Here is a 19,805-nt window from a genome sequence, read left to right as displayed (position 1 = left end):
AGGGGGAGGGCACGTGCGTATCCTGCGCGTCGTTGTGATCGTCGGAGTGGTGCTCGGAGCGTTGTTCGTGGGCGTGGACCGCTGGGCGGTCGGCTACGCCGAGAACCAGCTGGCCGACCGAATACAGGCCCGGCAGGGCCTGGCCGGCAGCACGGAGGTGGAGATCCACGGGTTCCCCTTCCTGACCCAGGCCCTCAGCCACGACCTGGACAGGGTCGACCTGAAGCTCAAGGGCGTCGAGGTCGCCGCCGAGGGCCGCAAGACGCGGCTCTCGGAGCTCGGCGCGAGCTTCCGCGGCGTGCGGCTCGACGGTGACTACAGCGGCGGCACGGCCGAGCGGGCCGAGGGCACCGCGCTCATCACGTACGCCGATCTGACCGCGGCCTCCCAGACCGGCGCGACCCTGTCCTACGGCGGGGCTCCCGGCAAGGTGAAGGTCACCGCGTCCGTGGACCTCGCCGGGCGGAAGCTGTCGCGCAGCGTGATCTCGACGATCGCGCTCGTGGACGCGCCGGACACCAAGGGCGGCAAGATCGTCCGGGTGCGCGCCGAAGAGGTGCCGGGCGAAGGCATCCCCGGCCTGGAGCGGCTGGTCCGGCGGCAGACCGACTTCGACCGCAATATCGAGAGCGGGCTTCCGGCGGGCCTCCAGCTCTCGGCCCTGACCTCGGACGAGACCGGTGTGCACCTCACCCTGGGCGGCTCGAACGTGGTGATGGCCGGATCGTGAGACAGGGCGGTCCGATCCGCAGAAGGCCGGGCCGCGCAGCGGCCCCCGGAGGCGCCGGGGGCGTCCGGAAAGCTGCTGCCATCTCACAATCCGGACGATCCTGTCTCGGAATATGACACACCGGTGACAGGGCGGCTGATTCGTCCCTACGATCCATGGCTATGAAGCATCAGCAGGCGGACCTCACGAAGCGACGGGCAGTAGACCTGTGTCGCGTCGCCGCCATGCTCTGTCGATCCATGTGACGTGTGAGCGCATCCGCTCCATCAGCCGGACGACGGCCCCGACAGGCCTTTCCCGCGTGACCGCACCCGCCTCCTGATCCCTGACGCCTCCCCGCGCAGGAAAACGAGCGCATCCGCAGGCACGCAGCACAGCGCAACCCGTACCGCCCCGCCGCACACTGCCCCGGAGGAGATCACCATGAGCCGCAGCGACGTCCTCGTAGACGCCGACTGGGTCGAGGCCCACCTGAACGACGCCAACGTCGTCATCGTCGAGGTGGACGAGGACACGTCCGCCTACGACAAGAACCACATCACCAACGCCGTCCGGATCGACTGGAAGACCGACCTCCAGGACCCGGTTCGCCGCGACTTCGTGGACCAGGAGGGCTTCGAGAAGCTGCTCTCCGCCAAGGGCATCTCCAACGACGACACCGTCGTCCTCTACGGCGGCAACAACAACTGGTTCGCGTCCTACGCCTACTGGTACTTCAAGCTCTACGGACACCAGGACGTCAAGCTCCTCGACGGCGGCCGCAAGAAGTGGGAGCTCGACTCCCGCGATCTGGTCGACGGCAAGGACGTCCCGAACCGCCCGGCCACCCAGTACAAGGCCAAGGCCCAGGACACCTCGATCCGCGCCTTCCGCGACGACGTCGTGGCCGCGATCGGCTCCCTGAACCTGGTCGACGTCCGCTCCCCCGACGAGTTCTCGGGCAAGCTGCTCGCCCCGGCCCACCTCCCGCAGGAGCAGTCGCAGCGCCCCGGCCACGTGCCGAGCGCCCGCAACATCCCGTGGTCGAAGAACGCCAACGACGACGGCACCTTCAAGTCGGACGACGAGCTCAAGGCCCTCTACGAGACCGAGCAGGTCGACCTGGCGAAGGACACCATCGCCTACTGCCGCATCGGTGAGCGCTCCGCGCTCACGTGGTTCGTGCTGCACGAGCTCCTGGGCCAGGAGAACGTCAAGAACTACGACGGCTCGTGGACCGAGTACGGCTCGCTGGTCGGCGTGCCGATCGAGCTCGGCCCCAACAAGTAATCCCGGGCACGCGACGCCCTCGTAGTACGACCTCTAGGACAGGACAGAGAACATGTGTGGAGCACAGATCGGCGGGCCCGACCTCGCGACCCTCAAGCCCGGTGAGACCGCGATCCAGGGCCAGGTGACCAAGGACGGCGAGCCCGTCAGCGGTTACGTGCGGCTGCTGGACTCGACCGGCGAGTTCACCGCGGAGGTCCCGACCTCGGCCACCGGCCAGTTCCGGTTCTACGCCGCCACCGGCTCCTGGACGCTGCGCGCGCTCGTCCCGGGTGCCCAGGCGGACCGTGCCGTCGTGGTCGCCGAGGCCGGCGGCGTGACGGACGTGGCGATCGCGGTCTGAGCCCCGCACATGTGATCGCCTGATCGACCGGCCGAAGGGCCGCACCCCCGGGGGTTGGACGCCACTGGAACGGGGTGCGGCCCTTCGCGCCGTTCCCTGCCCGGACGGGCCGTCCTACCCTTGGAAGCATGTACGCCCGGCGCCGACGCGCCTACTTCCTACTGATGGGCGGATGCCTTCTCCTCTTCGTCTCCGCCTGGTCCTTCGTGCGCCTGTGGTCGGTCGAGGCCGCCGTGGCCATGTGCGTCGTCGCCATGGTCATGCTGCCGGTCGCCGCGGTGGTCGGGAACCTGCGCGGGCCGGACGACCGCTGGTGGGACGACCCCTCGGGCGACCCGAAGTCCGACGAGTGGTGGGACGAACTGGACGGAAAGCGGCGCCGCGAGGACTGACCTCCCCCCACGAGACAAGAACGTGATCAGTCTTCGTACAACTGCTCCACCACGCTGCGGGTCATGGGGTACGCGCGGGTAACCAACCCGCGCTTCCAGTTTTGTGGGGGACCCCGTTGGAACACGAACAGACCAGCCCTGAGCAGCGGAAAGAGGAGGAGAGCGCCCCGGAGCCGGACACTTCGGCCACTTCGGCGACTCCGGTCACTTCGGTCCCGCGCCGGCGCCGCGCGGGCCGTACCACGCTCCTGATCGCGGGCGCCGCCGTGCTCGGTGTCCTCGCCGGCACCGTCACCGGCTACGCGGTCCAGTACCACCGCGAGCCCACCCCGCTGCAGCCGCTGGCCGAGCAGAAGATGGACGGGCCGAAGCCGGCCGGCATGAACGAGGCGACGAGCCGGCGCTCGATCAACGCCAACCGCTGGCACAAGGCGGACGAGGATCTGGCCAAGAAGCTGGTGGACGTCCCCGGCGGCGTGCAGGACAGCTTCTCCGGACCGGTGTCCACGGACGCGTTCTCGGCGGACTACTTCCTCGAGCCGTCCCAGGCGGTCGGTTCGCTCATCAGGGACGCCAAGCGCCTCGCCACCGCCCGGTGGGCCGAGAACGACCGCAACTTCATCGAGATCAACCTGCTCCAGTTCCGCGACCGCGGCGGCGCCGACGACTTCTACACCGAGATCGTCGAGTACATGCCCGACAAGGAGAACGCTGGAAACACGGGCAAGGACCTCCCCGGTGCCCCGGCGGACTTCGGGCACATGTGGATCGACTCCAAGGCGCACGAAGAGCCCGGTTACCACCCGCTCCGGCAGGGCCGCGCCGTGGTCCGGCGCGGCGACATCGTGATGAGCATCGAGTACACGAACAACCGCGGCGACGTCGACGAGAAGGCCCTGGTCGAACTGGCCAAGCGACAGATGGAGCGGCTGTGAGCGAGCAGCAGAACGCAACCGGGCCCGAGTCGGCGCCCGCACCCGCAGTAACGGTCGAGCCCGCACCCGCAGTGGCGGTCGAGCCCGCGGCCGCGCCCGTGCGCAAGGGGAACCGCAGGACGCTCGCGCTGGTCTCGGCGGCCGTGGGCGTCGTCGTCCTGGCGGGCGGCGGGGTCGCCGCAGCGGCCGCGCTCGCGGACGCCGACCGGACCTCGCCGACGCGGTACTGGATGGCCGAGGACCACACGACCGGCGGCACGCCGGCCCCGGTCCCGTCCGTGCCGCCCAACGAGCTGACGGGCAAGCTGATGCCGCTGCCCGCCAACTACTGGCCGGGCCCCGACCTCGACCCCGAGGGCAACCACTACTACCTTCCGAGCGAGAAGGCGCTGCAGAGCTTCAAGGACGCCCGTACGGGCCTGTCCAGCAGTGAGCGGGCCGAACGGGACAAGTTGCTGGCCGACCTGAAGCTCAAGGGCATGGCCGGTCGCAGCTACGCCCGCGGTGAAGGCCACGGCGCCGCGGCCGCCGAGATCCGGCTGATCCAGGCGGATCCGCAGCAGCTGGCCAAGTTCGCCGAGTTCACCAAGAAGCTGATCGAGCTCACCGCCGCCGGCGGCGAGGCGCCCCAGGTGGACGGCTACCCGCAGGCCAAGTGCGGGCTGGACGACTCGCTCAAGGGCGGGAGGGACGGCAAGGAGAAGATCGACGCCCTCGACTGCGTGGCCGTCGAAGGGGACGTCCTGGTGACCTTCCGCATGTACGGGAGCAAGGGATTCGCCGCGAAGGACGCCGCGAGCCTCTTCAAGCAGCAACTCGACCACCTCAAGTCCCCCGGAGAGTCCGCGTGAGCAGCGAGCAGACCACCACCGGCCCCGAGGCGGAGCCCGCGCCCGTGCCCGTGCCCGCCGCCGAGCCGTCGCCCGCGCCTGCCGCCGAGGCGCCGCCCGTGCCGGCTGCCGAGCCCGTGCCCGATGGCGAGGCCGCTCCGGATCCCGAGGCCGTGCCCGCCGACGCGTCGCCCGTGCCCGCCGCCGAGCCCTCGTCCGAGGGTTCCCCCTGGGCGGCCCCGCCCGCACCGCCGAAGGACCGGCGGGCGCTGCGCGCCGCCCTGCGCTGGACCGCCGCCGTGGCCGTCTTCGCCGCGGTCGGCGCGGGGGTCGCGTACGGGATCACCGTGCCGGAGCGCACCGACATCCCCGGTCTGTCCACCGAGGGCGACGGCCGCTGGGTGTTCCCGAAGCTCTCCCCGCCCGCGCTGCCCGCCGGCGCCCCGCTGCCCCAGGGCCCGGACAACAGGGACGGGACGCACTACGCGCGGCTCACCGGCCTGCTCCTGCCCGCTCCCCAGGGAGCCAAGGCCGACGACGCGGTCAGGACGGACAAGGACGGCGCGGTGCCGGTCGATTCCTTCCTGGAGGAGTACGCGCCCGAAGCCCGCGAGAAGCTCAAGACGTCCCTCGAATGGGACGGGCTGCGTCAGATCGCCGGCCGGGGCTGGACGACGCCTGACGGCACCCGGACCCGGGTCTACCTGCTGCGCTTCCACTCGTCCGGCTTCGTGGACGCCTTCAAGGGCTGCGACACCAACGCGCAGCTGAACGGCGTGTCGGCCCTGGACCTGGACGACGTCTGGACCAGCGCCAAGAACACGCAGATGAACAGCGCCGCGCTGGACTTCCCCGGAGCCGCCAACTTCGACGGCACCGACCTCAGCGTGTACCAGGAGATGAAGCCCGTCACGGGCGAGGAGCAGACCAAGGTCGGCTGCCTCCGGACGGGTGACGTCCTGGGCATGGTCATCCAGTCCCGCAAGGGAGAAGTGGCCCCCGTCCCCTTCCACCAGACGGTGATCCTGCAGAGCCAGCTGCTGAGCTGACCGCGGTGGGCCGACCGGTACGGCCCACCTCACACCGTGCGCCGGTCTCCGGGCCAGTAGGCTTGGGGACCGGCCCCGTACAGCCCCGAAACGATTCCGAGGAGCACCCCGTGCTTGAGGCAGTCTTCACCTCCCTGCTGGTCCTGGTCTGCGTCGGCGTCATGGCCTTCACCGGCCTGGCCGTCAAGAAGCTGTACCAGGGTCAGCGCTGAGCACCGGCTCAGCTGACCGCCCCGGAACCCCTCCCACAGATCGCCTGAGCAGCCACACATGATCCAGATCCCGTCCGACCTGAACCCGGGCCTCGTCCCCCTCGCCTTCCTCCTCGGCAACTGGGAGGGCGCGGGAGTCTTCGACTTCCCCGGTGAGGAGAAGTGCAACTTCGGCCAAGAGGTCGTCTTCAGCCACGACGGCCGGGACTTCCTGGAGTACGCCTCCCACACCTGGGTCCTCGACGCCGAGGGCAACAAGGTGCGGCCGCTGGAGTCCGAGTCGGGTTACTGGCGCATCGACAAGGACCGCAAGGTCGAGATCGTCATGGTCCGCGACCACGGCGTCGTCGAGGTCTGGTACGGCGAGCTCGCCGACCAGAAGCCCCAGATCGACCTGGTCACCGACGCGGTCGCCCGTACCGCGGCCTCCGGCCCGTACAGCGGCGGCAAGCGGCTCTACGGCTACGTGAAGAGCGACCTCATGTGGGTGGGCGAGAAGGCCACCCCGGAGGTCGAACTGCGCCCGTACATGTCGGCGCAGCTCAAGAAGGTCGTCACGCCCGAGGAGGTCGCCGAGATGGCGCGCAACCTCCCCGACATGCCGGACGACGGCATCGCCTTCTTCCGCTGAGCGGAAACCTCCCCACGCTGCGCACGAAAGGGGACCGCGGGCTCGACCGCGGTCCCCTTCGCACACATACACTGACGGGGTGGTGAGCACCGAGAGCACCGAAGGAACCCCGGGCGCGGACTGGAAGACCGACCTGCGGCGGCGCGGCTACCGGCTGACCCCGCAGCGCCAGCTCGTGCTGGAAGCCGTGGACGAGCTGGAGCACGCCACCCCGGACGAGATCCTGGCGGAAGTGCGCAAGACGGCCTCCGGGGTCAACATCTCCACCGTCTACCGGACGCTGGAGCTGCTGGAGGAGCTCGGCCTGGTCTCGCACGCCCACCTCGGGCACGGGGCCCCGACCTACCACCTGGCCGACCGCCACCACCACATCCACCTGGTGTGCCGCGACTGCGCCGACGTCATCGAGGCGGACGTCGACATCGCCGCCGAGTTCACCGCGAAGCTCCGCACGACCTTCGGGTTCGAGACCGACATGAAGCACTTCGCGATCTTCGGACTGTGCAAGAAGTGCGCCGCCAAGCAGCGTGCCGCCCACACGTAGCAGGGTCGTAGGCTTGGTCGCATGACCAGCAGCCCCTTGCTCCATCTTCCCGGCGCCGTCCAGGCCGAAGGCCGCGACGAGGGCGTCGCCGCCCACTACGGCGAGCTGTACGGCGAACAGCGCGCCCTCGCCGAAGGCCGCGGATTCGTCGACCTCTCGCACCGCGGGGTCGTCGCCGTCACCGGACCGGAGCGGCTGAGCTGGCTGCACCTGCTGATCACCCAGCACGTCACCGAGCTTCCGGCCGGGCAGGCCACCGAGGCGCTGATCCTCTCCGCCAACGGCCACATCGAGCACGCCCTCTACCTCGTCGACGACGGCGAGACGACGTGGGCGCACGTGGAGCCCGGCACCCAGGGCGATCTGATCGCCTATCTGGAGTCGATGAAGTTCTTCTACCGTGTCGAAGTCGCCGACCGCACCGACGAGTCCGCGGTCGTGCACCTGCCGGCCGGCTCGATCGCCGAGGTCGCCAAGGAGCTCGTGGTACGCGAGACCGCCTACGGCCGGGACGTCTTCCTGCCCCGCGCCGAGCTGGAGTCCTTCGCCGCCGCGCACGGCCCGGCCGCAGGCCTCCTCGCCTACGAGGCCCTGCGCGTGGAGGGACACCGGCCGCGGCTCGGCCTGGAGACCGACCACCGCACCATCCCGCACGAGCTGGGTTGGATCGGCACCGCCGTGCACCTGCAGAAGGGCTGCTACCGCGGCCAGGAGACCGTCGCCCGCGTCCACAACCTGGGCAAGCCCCCGCGCCGCCTGGTCTTCCTGCACCTGGACGGCTCCGAGGTGGTCCTCCCGGCTTACGGCGCCCCGGTCCGGCTCGCCGCCGACGGCGAGGAGGGCCGCCAACTGGGCTTCGTGACCACTGCCGTCCGCCACCACGAGCTGGGCCCGATCGCCCTCGCCCTGGTCAAGCGGAACGTCCCGGTCGACGCCCCGCTGCTGGTGGGCGGCACGGCCGCCGCCCAGGAGGTCGTCGTAGCCCCCTGACGCCCGGGCCTACACGTCGACGACGATGGTGAACGGGCCGTGGTTGGTCAGCGAGACCCGCATGTCCGCCCCGAACCGGCCCGTCGCCACCGTGGCGCCGAGCGCGCGCAGCTGTGCCACGACCTCGTCGACCAGCGGCTCGGCGACCGGCCCGGGCGCCGCCGCGTTCCATGTGGGGCGCCGCCCCTTGCGGGCGTCGCCGTAGAGCGTGAACTGGGAGATCACCAGCAGCGGTGCCCCGTTGTCGCTGCAGGACTTCTCGCCCTCCAGGATCCGCACGGACCACAGCTTGCGCGCCAGCAGCGCCGCCTTCTCCGGCGTGTCGTCGTGGGTCACCCCCACCAGCACGCACAGCCCTTCGCCGACGATCTCGCCCACGGTCTCGCCGCCCACGACGACACTCGCGCCGTCCACCCTCTGCACCACAGCTCGCATACCACCTGTGTACCAGCCGTGCACCCGTCCGGGGCCGATCGGGTGGAGTGGGACTGCACCGGGGCCACGGAGAGTGGCACGATGCACGCAGGCGGTGCGGGTGCGCCGCACCGGTCGAGGGGACGGACCACATGAATACTTCTGGTACCTCCGTACCAGCATCATCCGCTTCCGTCGCAGCTGCCGCGGTACGACCGCCCGCGCAGCGCACGGCCGAGACGCACGAGCCGGGGCCCGCGGCCCCGGCCACCGCGCTCGGGCTGCCCGAGCTGCGTGCGCTGCGCCGTGACGCGCAGCGCGACGAGGCCGATCTGAGCTACGTGCGCAGACTGCTCCAGGGCCGCATCGACATCCTGCGCGCCGAGCTCGCCCGTCGGACCGATCCCGAGGCGCCGGTGGTGGACCGGCTCTCGGTGATCCTCGCCGACGCGCCCTCCAGTCGCAGCGCCTCCGCCCGGCACGTCACGCTCGGCACCCCGCACAGCGAGGAGTACCGGGTGCTGGCGGCGGAGATGCTCTCCGACGTGGAGCTGTCGGACCTGGAGGCCCGCACGGACGGCGAACTGCACGACGGGATGGGGCGGCTGGTGCGGTACGAGCAGCAGGTCTCGTGGCGCCGGCAGCAGCTCCAGCGCACGGTGGACGAGTGCAGTGCGGAGATCACCCGGCGGTACCGGGAGGGAGAAGCGCAGGTGGACGACCTGCTCGCGTAGGAAATTCGGGCGACCCGCGCCGGTCGGGCGATTAGCGTGGGCCGCTATGAGTGCTGACGTCCGGCCGATCGCCGAATCCGAACTCCACGACTGGCTGCGCGCCGTTCACACCGGTTTCCTGACCGCGACCCGGGTGACCGACTCCGATGTCGCCCTGCGCGCCAAGTACGGCGATCTCGCCCGTACCCAGGGCGCGTTCGACCCCGAAACCGGCCGCTGCGTGGGGGCTTTCCGTTCCTTCGCGCAGGAGTTGACCGTTCCCGGCGGGGCCGCCGTCCCCGTGTCCGCGGTCTCCAACGTGGGTGTGCTGCCCACCCACCGCCGCCGGGGTCTGCTGACCCGGATGATGGCCGCCGAGTTCGCCGCGGCCGGCGAGCGCGGCGACGTCCTGGCGACGCTGATCGCCGCCGAATACCCGATCTACGGGCGGTACGGGTTCGGGCCCGCAACCACCGTCACGGAATGGGAGATCGACGTACCGCGCTCCGGGCTTGACCGGCGGTGGTCGGTGCCCGCGGACGGCGGGCGGATCGACCTGGTGGACGCCGCCGAGTTCCGGCGGTTCGGCCCCGGGCTGCACGACAGGGTGCGGGCGGCCGTGCCGGGGGCCGTGGACCGGGACGAGCGCTGGTGGAACGTGGCCACGGGGCTGGAGGAGATGTCGCACCGGCCCTACAAGGAGAAGTTCCACGCCGTGCACCGGACGGCGGAGGGCGAGGTGGACGGCGTGGCCGTCTACACCGCCGACGACCACTGGACGGACGCGAAGGTCCCGCAGAACACCGTGCAGGTGCAGGACCTGCTGGCGCTCACCCCGCAGGCGGAGCGGGCGCTGTGGCACTTCCTGTGCTCCATCGACTGGGTGGTGAAGGTCCGCACCGGCTACCGGGCCCCCGACGACCTCCTCCCGCACCTGCTGCCGGACCCGCGCTCGGCCCGCGTCGTGACGTCCGCCGACTTCCTGTGGGTGCGGGTCCTGGACGTCGTACGGGCGCTGGGCGCGCGGACGTACGAGGTGCCCGGGGTTTTGGTGCTGGAGGTCGCGGACGCGGGGGGCCCGGCGGCCGGCCGCTACCGGCTGGACGCGGGGGCGGGCGTGTGCGAGCGCACGCAGGAGGCGGCCGACCTGCGGCTGGACGTGTCCGCGCTGGGGGCCTTGTACCTCGGTGAGGCGTCCGCGGCGCGGCTGGCCGCGCTCGGTCAGGTGGCGGAGGAGCGGCCGGGCGCGGTCGCGCTGGCGGACGCGGTGTTCCGCACCGCGCGCCGTCCCTGGTGTCCGGACGTCTTCTGAGCCCGCGGACCGCGGACCGCGGGCAGAGGACGGGGACGGGAACGGAGAACGGCTGATGGCGGATCGAAGGACTGAGGTTTTGACGTCACTTGTGGAGTCCCTGCGCGCGGCCGGCTGCGTCTTCGCGGAGGAGGAGGCGGAGTTGCTGGGCAGCGCCGCCCGGGACGACGCCCACCTGGCGGAACTGCTGGCCCGCCGGGTGGGCGGTGAGCCGCTCGAACACGTCGTGGGGTGGGCGGAGTTCTGCGGCCTGCGCGTACAGGTGGGCGCGGGTGCCTTCGTACCCCGCAGGCGCACCGAGTTCCTGGTGGAGGAGGCGGTGGCGCTGACCCGGCCGGGTGCCGTGGTGCTGGACCTGTGCTGCGGGGTCGGCGCGCTGGGCGCGGCGGTGGCGGCGCAGTCACCGGGCGGGGTGGAGCTGCACGCCGCCGACATCGACCCGGCGGCGCTGGCGTACGCGCGGCGCAACGTGGCCCCGTACGGCGGCCGGGTGTGGGAGGGCGACCTGTACGCCGCGCTGCCGCCGGAGCTGCGCGGCCGGGTGGATGTGCTGGTGGTCAATGCCCCCTACGTGCCCACGGAGGAGATCGGGCTGATGCCGTCGGAGGCGCGCGACCACGAGCCGCTGGTCTCGCTGGACGGCGGGGCCGACGGCCTGGACGTCCACCGCCGGGTCGCGGCGGGGGCGCCGGCCTGGCTGGCCCCGGGAGGGCACCTGCTGATCGAGACGAGCGTCCGGCAGGCCCCGTCGACGGCGTCGGCCTTGACCTCGGCCGGCCTGACGGTGCGGGCGGCCAGCTCGGAGGAGCTGTACGCGACGGTGGTGATCGGGACGGCCTGAGGGCGCCGGCTGCCCGTAGGGTGCCTCATGATCACCGAACACCAGCGGAAGCTGCGCGAGCGCTACCTCGCCGCCGGCGTCATGCCGGCTCCGGAGCCGTGGCGGCCCGTAACCGAACACAGGAGGCCCGTCGGCGGCCTGCTCGGCATCGGCTTCGCCGTCCATCCCGACAGCGGGCACGACCTCGTCATGGTCGTGTCCGGCGCCGGCCACGGCCTCTTCGACGCGGTCACCGGCGAGAAGGTCGCCCGCGACCGTGACCCGGAACCGGACACCAGCACGCCGGACGCGTCGCCGGAGCTCACCTGTCCCGGGCTCGGCCCGATCGAGGGCACGGCGGTCCGTATCGCCGGGCTCTTCGGCGGCGGCCTGCACAGCACCACACCGGACGGCTGGACCCTGGACGTCGTCAGCCCCCAGTGGCCTCAGGACCGCGTCATCCTCTCCGCCGACGGCGGGTCCCACAAGGGCCCGCCGGGAGGGACGTGGTGGCACGTCTTCCACTCCGAGCACTCCGAACTGCGCGCGGCCGGGTTCTCTCCTTCCGGCCTGACCCTGGCGGTCGCCACCAGCAGCGACCTCACCCTCTGGACCCGGCCCGGGCTCCGCTTCGACGACTGGGCCAAGCGGGAGATGTTGCAAGCATCTGCTTGCAAAAGTTAGCGGGGTCGGGCAGGATCTGGAGCATGGCATCGCTCAACGTCGGAAATCTCGGCGAATACCTCCGTGAGCAACGGCGGCAGGCGCAGCTTTCGCTGCGGCAGCTGGCCGATGCGGCGGGGGTGTCGAATCCGTACCTGAGCCAGATCGAGCGCGGGCTGCGCAAGCCGAGCGCGGACATCCTCCAGCAGCTGGCCAAGGCGCTGCGGATCTCCGCGGAGACGCTGTACGTGCAGGCCGGGATCCTGGACGAGCGGGATCGCGACGAGGTGGAGACGCGAGCCGTCATACTCGCCGACCCGTCGATCAACGAGCGGCAGAAGCAGGTGCTGCTCCAGATCTACGAGTCGTTCCGCAAGGAGAACGCGCTCGACGCGCCTGCCGTTCCCGACGGGCCGGACATGCCCGGCACACCCTCCGACGAGATGCCGTCGAAGACCGACTGAAGTTGATCCGGGAGGACCAGCACATGGCCATCGCCGATGACCTGAAGAAGACCCTCACCGACCCCACTCCCCTCTACTTCGCCGCCGGCACCGCAGACCTCGCCGTCCAGCAGGCGAAGAAGGTTCCGGAGCTCATCGAGCAGCTGCGCGCCGAGGCCCCCGCACGCATCGAGGCCGTGAAGAACACGGACCCGAAGGCCGTGCAGGAAGCGGTCACCGCCAAGGTCGCCGAGGTGTTCGGCGCGATCGACCCGAAGAAGATCGGGGAGACCGCTCAGGATCTGGCGCTGCGCGGTGTCGGCGTGGCCGCCGAGTACGCGGTGCGGGCCAAGGAGACCTACGACAAGGTCGCCGAGCACGGCGAGCAGGCCGTACGGGCCTGGCGCGGCGAGGTCTCCGAGGAGATCGTCGACATCGCCGTCGTCGTCGAGCCGCGGCCCGGGCCGGCGGCCGAGGACGCGGCCGAGGACGCGGCCGAGGAGCGTCCGGCGGCCAAGAAGCCCGCCGCGCGCAAGAGCACGGCCAAGAAGGCCGTCGTCACCGCGGACGACGCGAGCTGAGCACGCCCGCATGGGCGACCACGGGCCGGGCACCCTTCCAGGGCCCGGCCCGTTGTGGTTGATGCAGGGGCGCGTGCCGGTAGCGTGGAGTGAGCCGGCAACGGAAGTGCGAAGCGGAAGCGTGAGAAGGCGGTCGAAGCGATGTTGATGGACGGGTTCGATCGAGGGGTGATCCCGCTGCTCGGGCTCGCCATGCTGGTGCTCGCGGTGGTGGCCTTCGGGTTCGCGCTGCTGGCCCGTGACGACGCGTACCGGGCGGCGGACAAGCAGAGCAAGACGTTCTGGCTGGTCATCCTCGGCATCACCGTGCTCGTGGACGCCTTCCTGGGGATGCTCTTCCTCCAGATCGCGGGCCTGGTGGCGACCATCGTGTTCTTCGTGGACGTGCGGCCCGCCCTCAAGCAGGTCTCGGGCGGCGGCCGCCGCAGCGGCGGCAGCAGCAGCGACGGGCCGTACGGCCCCTACAACGGCGGCCGGTAGCCCTCCTCCGGGGCGCGGCGGCGCGGTGCCGCGCGGCCGCGCGCCGAGGCCGGCTCGGCTCAGCCTTCGGCGCGGGAGAGCAGGACCACGGCCACGTCGTCGGTGAGCTCGCCTCCGTTGAGGCGGCGGGCCTCGGTGACCGAGGCCTCCAGCAGCCCCTCGCCGCTCAGCCCCCGGTCCAGGTGGCGGTTGATCATCTCGACCATGCCGTCCTGGCCCAGGCGTTCCTTCCCCTCGCCGATCCGCCCCTCGATGAGGCCGTCGGTGTAGAGCATCAGGCTCCAGGTGCCGCCGAGCTCGACCTGCCGGCGCGGCCAGCGGGCCCGCGGCAGCAGTCCGAGGGCCGGTCCGCTGTTCTCGTACGGGAGGAGCTGCGCGCGGCGGCCCGGACGGGAGATCAGCGGGGCCGGATGGCCGGCCAGGCACAGGCCCGCGCGGCGTCCGTCCGGGGCGATGTCGACGGTGCACAGCGTCGCGAAGATCTCCTCGCAGGGGCGCTCCACTTCGAGCACCTCCTGGAGGGTGGCCAGCAGGTCGTCGCCGCACAGCCCGGCCAGGGTCAGGGCGCGCCAGGCGATGCGCAGCTCGACGCCGAGGGCGGCTTCGTCCGGGCCGTGGCCGCAGACGTCGCCGATCATCGCGTGGACGGTGCCGTCGGGGGTGCGGACGGTGTCGTAGAAGTCACCGCCGAGGAGGGCCCTGCTGCGGCCGGGGCGGTAGCGGGCGGCGAAGCGCAGATCGGAGCCCTCGAGGAGGGGGGTGGGGAGCAGACCGCGCTCCAGGCGGGCGTTCTCCTGGGCGCGCAGTTTCGATTCTGCAAGCTTGTACTGGGCTATGTCGGCCCGTTTTCTCTCCACGGCGTAGCGGATGGCGCGGCTCAGCAGCCGGCCGTCCAGCTCGTCCCGGAAGAGGAAGTCCTGGGCGCCGACACGGACGGCCTCGGCCGCCCGCTCGGCGTCGTCCTCGTCGGTGAGGACGAGGACGGCGTGGCGGGGCGCGAGGCGCAGCACCTGGTGGAGGACGGCGAGCTGCTGCTCCACGGTGGCGGTGGCCGTCGTGGCTCCGCCGGTGACGCGGGTGCCGGAGCCGGTGGCGGTTCCGTTTCCGGGGAGGGACAGGTCGAGCAGGATGCAGTGCACGTCGGGGGTGAGCAGCCGCTCGGCCTCGGTGAGGTTGCGGGCGGTGCGGAGCCGGATGCGGTGGCCGTCGGCGTCGAGGATCTCGGGAACGGTGAGCCCGCCGGCGGGATCGTCCTCGATGACCAGGAGGGTCAGGGCGGTGGTCTGAGGGGTCGCCTGCGCGACACCGGCACCGATGGAGGCGGGCGGTGCGGCGGTGTGCAGAACGGCCTGACCGCTCTCCGTGGCGGGGGTGTCCCTCTGCCGCGGTACGGGTACGGGCATCGTTTCCGGTTCCTTCCCTCCCCCCGAGGGTGCGCTCCGGCAGACCCTAGCGGTCCCGGCCCCGCGAACGGAATGCCGTTCTTGGCGGAGGCCTCCGTCATATGCCGTCATCACGGGGGAAAATCGGCCTCACTGATGACAAAGGTCACGACGGGGCCGCGTTCCGTCCCGTCTACCGAGACGTCCCCGACCCCCACCGGGTTGCCTCGCCCCGACCCGCGCTTCCCCCGACCCGCGCTTGCGCCGACCCGTGAACCACCGCCTCCACCGGCGCCGACTCCGTCCGGGGCCCGTCGGCGGTGGAGTGGGCCGGGGTCCGGGCCGGGCCTCGGGCCGCACGGCGGGCAGGCCGTCGGGGCACGCAGCCTGGGGGTCGGCTCAGGGTCGGGGCGCGGTCGGCAGCGCAGCGGCAGGCGTGGCCGCACCTCTGTCTCGGGGCCCGTGGGATGTCGGTGAGCGCCGTCGGCTGGGCCGGCACGCGGATCGAGTGGCCTGCGGCCCGGGGCGGCCCGGGGCGGCCCGGGGCGGCGGGGCGGCGGGGGAGTGGGGGGCGCGGGCCGGTGCGTGGGCTCTCGCCGTACGCACCCCGGCGGCCCGGGGCGCCTACGGCCCGGGTGCCGGGCGCGCCGCGCTAGGGGCCGTCCGGCGGTGGGGATTTCCGTCTGTGGCGCCGGGGGGCGTCCCCGCGGCGGGGGTTTCCCGCCCCTGGTGCCCGGGCCGGGGGCGGGCCGGGCACGGGCCGCGGTCCTGGAACCGGCGGCCCCGCCCGGGAGGGGTCAGGCGTCCGGGCGGACCACCGCCTTGATCGGCATGGAGCCCGCGCCCGCCATCGTCACGTTGCGGCCGGGGCGCGGGGCGTGGACCATCGCACCGTCGCCCACGTACATGCCGACGTGGCTGGCGTCGTCGAAGTAGATGATCAGGTCGCCCGGACGCATGTCCTTGAGCGCGATCTTCGGCAGCAGCCTCAGCTGTTCCTGCGAGGTGCGCGGGATGCCCCGGCCCGCCGCGCGCCAGGCCTGCGAGGTCAGCCCGGAGCAGTCGAAGGAGTCGGGACCCACGGCGCCCCACTTGTACGGCTTACCCATCTGTGCCGTGGCGAACTGGACGGCCTGCTTGCCGGCGTCCGTCGCCTTGCCGTTGACGTCCTTCATCGCGCCCGTGGACAGCCACGCCGTCTGGGCGCGGTACTGGGCTTCCTGCTCCAGCTGGATCAGCCGGGCCCGCTCCTCGGCCTCGAGCTTGCTCTCCAGCTCCTCCGCGGCCTTGATCTTCTCCTCGATCTGCTTCTTGGACTCCTCCTGCTTGACCCGGTTCGCCTCCAGCTTCTGCCAGCGCTCGCTCGCCTCCTCCGCGTAGCGCTGCAAGTCCGTCTGGGTGCGGTCCAGTTCGGCCAGCAGGTCCGAGGCGGCCTTCTCGCCCTGGCGCAACCGGTCGGCTCCGTCGAGGAACTGGTCAGGGTCCTGGCTCAACGCCAGTCGTGCGCCCGGCGGCAGGCCGCCCGAGCGGTACTGTGCGCGGGCCGCGGCGCCCGCGCGGGTCTTCAGCGTGGCGATCCGCTCCTTGCCGGCGACGACCAGGTTGGCGATCTCGACGATCTTGTCCGACTGGGCCTTGGTCTCGGCCTCGGCGAGGTTGTAGGCGTCCGTCGCGGTGCCCGCCTGCCGGTAGAGCTCCTCGATGTCCTTGCGGACCTGCTCCAGGGACTTGCCGCCCGGCCCGGGCTGGGGAGCGGCCGGAGCTCCCGGCACGGCCGGGGCCGCGTACGCCGTGCCCGTCGCGAGGCCCGGCGCCGTCAGCACCGCCATCGCGCACAGCAGCACGAGAGAGCTTGCGCCTCGTCGTCGCCTTACCGACCCCATGGTCCCCCCAAGGCACCCGAGTCAGACCTGAGATGAGATCTGACTATTCATCAGTAACTTCGCACTGCCATCGGGATGGTGCCACGAGTCGATGAATTCCGACACCCTTGTGGATGCCGTTTCGATCTTGTCTGCCCCAACGGACCCCGAGCCCTGCCCCTCACGGATCAACGGGCTACCCCCACCCCCCGGTTCCCCGCCGCCCCGCATTCACCCCGCCGGGCGCAACGCCTCCCAGCGCAGCGTCAGTTCCCCCTGCCGCCACCGCACCGGCCCGTCCGCCAGCGGCCAGTCGGCGGACAGCGTCCGCGCCGTCCGGATCCAGCGCTGCCTTGCCCCGTACGAGGCGTACGGGGCCGCCGCCGCCCAGGCCCGGTCGAAGTCGCGCAGGAAGGCGTGCACCGGCTCACCCGGCACGTTCCGGTGGATCAGCGCCTTCGGCAGCCGCTCCGCCAGGTCGGAGGGACGCTCCAACGAGCCCAGCCGGGTCGCGAACGTCACCGTGCGCGGGCCCTCCGGCCCCAGCGCGACCCACACGTGCCGCCGCCCGATCTCGTCGCAGGTCCCCTCCACCAGCAGCCCGCCCGGCGCCAGCCGCGCACACAGCCGCGCCCAGACCTCCGCGACCTGCTCCTCGTCGTACTGGCGCAGGACGTTGGCAGCGCGGATCAGCATCGGCCGCTCCCCGCCCTCGAGCGGGACCTCGAAGCCGCCGTGCCGGAAGCCGAGTCCCTCCCGCTCGTACGGCTTCGCCCCCGCCACCCGCGCCGGCTCGATCTCGATGCCGACCACCCGCACGCGCGGCGCCGCGTCCCGCAGCCGCGCCAGCAGCTCGACCGCGGTCCAGGGCGCGGCCCCGTAGCCGAGGTCCACCGCCACCGGATCCCCCGCACGCCGCAACGCGGCCCCGTGGGCGGCCGCGATCCAGCGGTCCATCCGGCGCAACCGGTTCGGGTTCGTCGTCCCGCGCGTCACCGAGCCCACAGGACGGCCGGAGGCGCGGCTGGGTGACGGGGTGGTGCGGGAGGCCATGAGTCGAGGGTAAGCGGAGCGCCCGCACACCGTGAAAATCGCCCGGCGCCCCGGGAAGGCCCAAAGAAACACGAGGAACCCGCAGGAAATGCGGATCCCCCGGAATGCGGGGGACGGCCATCCGGGTTGCACTCCTTGCAGGGCGCCCCACGCGCCCCCGCAGTCATGCCGTCCGAGCGTCGCGCGCGCACCGTCCGAGCCGAGAGGAACCGCTTCCTTGAGCCAGTACGTGTCCCGCCTCGGCGGCAGCCTGAGCGGGCGCCTCGCCGCCGCCCGCGCCGCCACCCGCCACGAGCCGCCCCGGCTGCGCCTGCCGGCCGTCGGCCACCACCGCAAACCGCGCCGCGTGGCCATGCTCAGCGTGCACACCTCGCCGCTGCACCAGCCCGGTACCGGCGACGCCGGCGGTATGAACGTCTACATCGTGGAGCTGGCCAGGCGGCTCGCCGCGATCAACATCGAGGTCGAGATCTTCACCCGGGCGACGACGGGCGGGCTGCCGCCCGTGGTCGAGCTGGCCCCCGGGGTCCTCGTACGGCACGTGGACGCGGGCCCCTACGAAGGCCTCGCCAAGGAGGAGCTCCCCGCCCAGCTGTGCGCCTTCACCCACGGCGTGATGCAGGCCTGGGCCGGCCACCGCCCCGGCTACTACGACCTCGTCCACTCCCACTACTGGCTCTCCGGGCACGTGGGCTGGCTCGCCGCCCAGCGCTGGGGCGTCCCCCTCGTGCACGCCATGCACACCATGGCGAAGGTCAAGAACGCGGCGCTGGCCGAGGGCGACACGCCCGAGCCCGCCGCCCGCGTCATAGGTGAGACGCAGATCGTCGCCGCCGCCGACCGGCTCATCGCCAACACCGCCGAAGAGGCCGACGAGCTCGTGCGGTACTACGAGGCCGACCCCGCCAAGGTGGCCGTCGTCCACCCCGGCGTGAACCTCGAACGCTTCACCGTGGGCGACGGCCGGGCCGCCGCCCGCGCCCGCCTCGGCCTCCCGCAGGACGCCGTCATCCCTCTCTTCGCCGGGCGGATCCAGCCGCTGAAGGCCCCCGACATCCTGTTGCGCGCCGTCGCCGTCCTCGTCGACCGGGACCCCTCGCTGCGCCGCCGCCTGTTCGTGCCCGTCGTCGGCGGGCCCAGCGGCAGCGGCCTCGCCAAGCCCGAGGGGCTGCAGAAACTCGCCGCGAAGCTGGGCATCGCCGACCTCGTGCACTTCCACCCGCCGGTCGCCCAGGACGGGCTCGCGGACTGGTTCCGCGCGGCGTCCGTCCTGGTCATGCCGTCCTACAGCGAGTCCTTCGGGCTCGTCGCCATAGAGGCCCAGGCCGCCGGCACCCCGGTGCTGGCCGCCGAGGTCGGCGGGCTGCCCGTCGCCGTCAACGACGGTGTCACGGGGATCCTCGTACCCGGGCACGAGCCCGCCGACTACGCACGCCAGTTGCGCCGGTTCGTCGACGATCCCGGGCTCGCGGACCGGATGGGGGCGGAGGCGGCGCGGCACGCGCAGTTCTTCGGCTGGGACACCGCGGCGAGCGGCACGGCCGACGTCTACACGGCGGCGATGCACGATCACCGCCGTCGCGTACGCTCCCACCATGGCTGACACCGCCGAGATCGCCGAGATCATCGAGAGCGCGCTGACCGGCGCGGAGCTGGGCTGGGAGAGCCCGACGCCGGGCTCCTACGTCGTCACGCTCCCCGGCACGCGCAAGCTGAGCACCACCTGCTCCATCCGGGTCGGCCGGCACTCGCTGTCGGTCAACGCCTTCGTGATCCGCCACCCCGACGAGAACGAGGCGGGCGTCCACCGCTGGCTGCTGGAGCGCAACCTCAAGCTGTACGGGATGGCGTACGCCGTCGACCGGCTCGGGGACATCTACCTGACCGCCCGCCTGCCGCTGTCGGTCGTCACCCCGGAGGAGCTGGACCGGCTGCTCGGCACGGTGCTGGAGGCCGCGGACGGTTCGTTCAACACACTGCTGGAGCTGGGCTTCGCGAGCGCGATCCGGCGTGAGTACGAATGGCGGGTCTCGCGCGGCGAGCCGACCTTCAACCTCGACGCCTTCAAGCACCTGACGCGGCCGCAGGGCGAGGCGGCCGGGCCCGGCACTCCGAGCGGCTGACGCACCGCACCGCTCCGAACGGTGCGGGAGGGCG

At 72.1% G+C, this 19,805-nt stretch carries 24 protein-coding genes; 20 read left to right on the top strand and 4 right to left on the bottom strand.

Annotated elements, in window-relative coordinates; all coding sequences use genetic code 11:
* The first annotated feature begins 13 nt into the window (after positions 1-13).
* The 11 genes from ACZ6JS_RS33765 (at position 14) to ygfZ (ending at position 7,925) form a co-directional block, all read left to right on the top strand.
* The gene (locus ACZ6JS_RS33765) at positions 14-730 is read left to right on the top strand and encodes an LmeA family phospholipid-binding protein (RefSeq protein ID WP_469303705.1); all 717 of its coding nucleotides are present in this window, start codon (positions 14-16) and stop codon (positions 728-730) included.
* 155 nt (positions 731-885) lie between these two features.
* On the top strand, positions 886-975 hold the full coding sequence (locus ACZ6JS_RS33760; RefSeq protein WP_350875872.1) for an Ms5788A family Cys-rich leader peptide: 90 nt from the start codon (positions 886-888) through the stop codon (positions 973-975).
* 178 nt (positions 976-1,153) lie between these two features.
* Positions 1,154-1,999 carry a sulfurtransferase gene (locus ACZ6JS_RS33755; protein ID WP_469303703.1) on the top strand — a complete coding sequence of 282 codons (846 nt, stop codon included), beginning with the start codon at positions 1,154-1,156 and terminating at the stop codon, positions 1,997-1,999.
* A 52-nt stretch (positions 2,000-2,051) separates the two neighbouring features.
* A complete protein-coding gene (locus ACZ6JS_RS33750) occupies positions 2,052-2,342 on the top strand; it encodes a DUF1416 domain-containing protein (RefSeq protein WP_030030422.1) in 291 nt (96 codons plus the stop codon).
* 128 nt (positions 2,343-2,470) lie between these two features.
* A complete protein-coding gene (locus ACZ6JS_RS33745) occupies positions 2,471-2,734 on the top strand; it encodes a DUF3099 domain-containing protein (protein WP_469303701.1) in 264 nt (87 codons plus the stop codon).
* Positions 2,735-2,850: 116 nt separating this feature from the next.
* A complete protein-coding gene (locus ACZ6JS_RS33740; protein ID WP_469303699.1) occupies positions 2,851-3,669 on the top strand; it encodes a hypothetical protein in 819 nt (272 codons plus the stop codon).
* Positions 3,666-4,520, top strand: a complete 855-nt coding sequence (locus tag ACZ6JS_RS33735) for a hypothetical protein (protein WP_469303697.1) — start codon at positions 3,666-3,668, stop codon at positions 4,518-4,520. Before ACZ6JS_RS33740 ends, ACZ6JS_RS33735 begins: the two co-directional genes overlap by 4 nt.
* Complete coding sequence (locus ACZ6JS_RS33730) at positions 4,517-5,548, top strand: hypothetical protein (protein WP_469303695.1); 1,032 nt, start codon at positions 4,517-4,519, stop codon at positions 5,546-5,548. Before ACZ6JS_RS33735 ends, ACZ6JS_RS33730 begins: the two co-directional genes overlap by 4 nt.
* A gap of 270 nt (positions 5,549-5,818) precedes the next feature.
* The gene (locus ACZ6JS_RS33725; protein ID WP_469303694.1) at positions 5,819-6,391 is read left to right on the top strand and encodes a heme-binding beta-barrel domain-containing protein; all 573 of its coding nucleotides are present in this window, start codon (positions 5,819-5,821) and stop codon (positions 6,389-6,391) included.
* Positions 6,392-6,470: 79 nt separating this feature from the next.
* Positions 6,471-6,935, top strand: a complete 465-nt coding sequence (locus tag ACZ6JS_RS33720; RefSeq protein ID WP_469303692.1) for a Fur family transcriptional regulator — start codon at positions 6,471-6,473, stop codon at positions 6,933-6,935.
* Positions 6,936-6,956: 21 nt separating this feature from the next.
* Positions 6,957-7,925 (top strand): CAF17-like 4Fe-4S cluster assembly/insertion protein YgfZ, encoded by a 969-nt coding sequence (gene ygfZ / locus ACZ6JS_RS33715; RefSeq protein WP_469303690.1) that lies wholly within the window; start codon positions 6,957-6,959, stop codon positions 7,923-7,925.
* 9 nt (positions 7,926-7,934) lie between these two features.
* On the opposite strand, the gene dtd is transcribed toward ygfZ, so the two are convergent.
* Positions 7,935-8,360, bottom strand: a complete 426-nt coding sequence (gene dtd / locus ACZ6JS_RS33710) for a D-aminoacyl-tRNA deacylase (protein WP_030771205.1) — start codon at positions 8,358-8,360, stop codon at positions 7,935-7,937.
* Between the two features lie 131 nt (positions 8,361-8,491).
* Here dtd and ACZ6JS_RS33705 point away from each other — a divergent pair, with 131 nt between their 5' ends.
* From ACZ6JS_RS33705 to ACZ6JS_RS33675, 7 genes are all read left to right on the top strand, one after another.
* Complete coding sequence (locus ACZ6JS_RS33705) at positions 8,492-9,073, top strand: RsiG family protein (protein ID WP_469303688.1); 582 nt, start codon at positions 8,492-8,494, stop codon at positions 9,071-9,073.
* 46 nt (positions 9,074-9,119) lie between these two features.
* Entirely contained in the window at positions 9,120-10,364 is a 1,245-nt protein-coding gene (locus tag ACZ6JS_RS33700; protein ID WP_469303686.1) for a GNAT family N-acetyltransferase, read from the top strand.
* A gap of 55 nt (positions 10,365-10,419) precedes the next feature.
* On the top strand, positions 10,420-11,205 hold the full coding sequence (locus tag ACZ6JS_RS33695; RefSeq protein ID WP_469303684.1) for a putative protein N(5)-glutamine methyltransferase: 786 nt from the start codon (positions 10,420-10,422) through the stop codon (positions 11,203-11,205).
* Positions 11,206-11,232: 27 nt separating this feature from the next.
* Positions 11,233-11,868 carry a hypothetical protein gene (locus ACZ6JS_RS33690; protein ID WP_469303683.1) on the top strand — a complete coding sequence of 212 codons (636 nt, stop codon included), beginning with the start codon at positions 11,233-11,235 and terminating at the stop codon, positions 11,866-11,868.
* Positions 11,869-11,891: 23 nt separating this feature from the next.
* Positions 11,892-12,311, top strand: coding sequence for a helix-turn-helix domain-containing protein (locus ACZ6JS_RS33685; RefSeq protein WP_469303681.1), 420 nt, complete (start codon positions 11,892-11,894; stop codon positions 12,309-12,311).
* 23 nt (positions 12,312-12,334) lie between these two features.
* The gene (locus ACZ6JS_RS33680; protein ID WP_469303680.1) at positions 12,335-12,871 is read left to right on the top strand and encodes a hypothetical protein; all 537 of its coding nucleotides are present in this window, start codon (positions 12,335-12,337) and stop codon (positions 12,869-12,871) included.
* Positions 12,872-13,012: 141 nt separating this feature from the next.
* Entirely contained in the window at positions 13,013-13,351 is a 339-nt protein-coding gene (locus tag ACZ6JS_RS33675; RefSeq protein ID WP_030964647.1) for a DUF2516 family protein, read from the top strand.
* A gap of 59 nt (positions 13,352-13,410) precedes the next feature.
* Here ACZ6JS_RS33675 and ACZ6JS_RS33670 read toward each other — a convergent pair whose 3' ends face one another.
* From ACZ6JS_RS33670 to ACZ6JS_RS33660, 3 genes are all read right to left on the bottom strand, one after another.
* Positions 13,411-14,754, bottom strand: a complete 1,344-nt coding sequence (locus ACZ6JS_RS33670) for a PP2C family protein-serine/threonine phosphatase (protein WP_469303678.1) — start codon at positions 14,752-14,754, stop codon at positions 13,411-13,413.
* 776 nt (positions 14,755-15,530) lie between these two features.
* A complete protein-coding gene (locus ACZ6JS_RS33665) occupies positions 15,531-16,616 on the bottom strand; it encodes a C40 family peptidase (protein WP_469303676.1) in 1,086 nt (361 codons plus the stop codon).
* A 210-nt stretch (positions 16,617-16,826) separates the two neighbouring features.
* A complete protein-coding gene (locus ACZ6JS_RS33660; protein WP_469303674.1) occupies positions 16,827-17,648 on the bottom strand; it encodes a class I SAM-dependent methyltransferase in 822 nt (273 codons plus the stop codon).
* Between the two features lie 217 nt (positions 17,649-17,865).
* On the opposite strand from ACZ6JS_RS33660, the gene mshA reads away from it, so the two are divergent.
* Both mshA and ACZ6JS_RS33650 read left to right on the top strand, forming a co-directional pair.
* Positions 17,866-19,251 carry a D-inositol-3-phosphate glycosyltransferase gene (gene mshA / locus ACZ6JS_RS33655; protein ID WP_469303672.1) on the top strand — a complete coding sequence of 462 codons (1,386 nt, stop codon included), beginning with the start codon at positions 17,866-17,868 and terminating at the stop codon, positions 19,249-19,251.
* Entirely contained in the window at positions 19,244-19,771 is a 528-nt protein-coding gene (locus ACZ6JS_RS33650; RefSeq protein WP_469303671.1) for a type III secretion system chaperone family protein, read from the top strand. Before mshA ends, ACZ6JS_RS33650 begins: the two co-directional genes overlap by 8 nt.
* The last annotated feature ends 34 nt before the right edge of the window (positions 19,772-19,805 follow it).

The organism is Streptomyces sp. NPDC046349, from assembly GCF_055587885.1.
Note: the sequence above shows the minus strand (reverse complement) of the source record. Positions and strands in the feature narration are given on the sequence as shown.